The following is a 407-nucleotide window of genomic DNA, read 5'->3' as shown; positions in this document are numbered from 1 at the left end:
GGAACAATGTGCTGGGTTTTAACATCTTTTTCGTATTGCCCGAATACATCTTCGTGATAAAATTGTACTTCTTTGCTTTTTAATGCTGCTCCTTCAGAATCTTTTATCAAATAAGAATATACTTCCTCTTTCGCACTGTAATTCAGTTCGATGTCTTCAGCAAAAGGAATATAAGGCTCATTCGGAATCAGTTTTCCTAATTTAGAATCAGTTGATAAAGCCATTGTGTACAATTTTGGGTACACATCCTGTAATGAAGACTGGTTAAAAGTTAATCTGATCGACTCACCCGTACCCGCTTCATCACTTACATTATTGATAGAAAACTGTGTCTGATAACCGTTTTCTGTTTTTTTAAATACATCAATATTACGAGCTTTGGTGTACCAGATTTCTTTATCTAATAA

Annotated in this window: 1 pseudogene; it reads right to left on the bottom strand. The window is 34.2% G+C overall.

Annotated elements, in window-relative coordinates:
• Positions 1–407 (bottom strand): annotated as a pseudogene (locus AB4Y90_RS18260) (hypothetical protein); the annotation flags it as partial.

The sequence above is a fragment of the Chryseobacterium sp. 2TAF14 genome (assembly GCF_052115105.1).
In the GTDB taxonomy this organism is placed as follows: domain Bacteria; phylum Bacteroidota; class Bacteroidia; order Flavobacteriales; family Weeksellaceae; genus Chryseobacterium.
The sequence above is the reverse complement of the archived record's forward strand: the minus strand, read 5'-3'. Positions and strand labels throughout refer to the sequence as shown.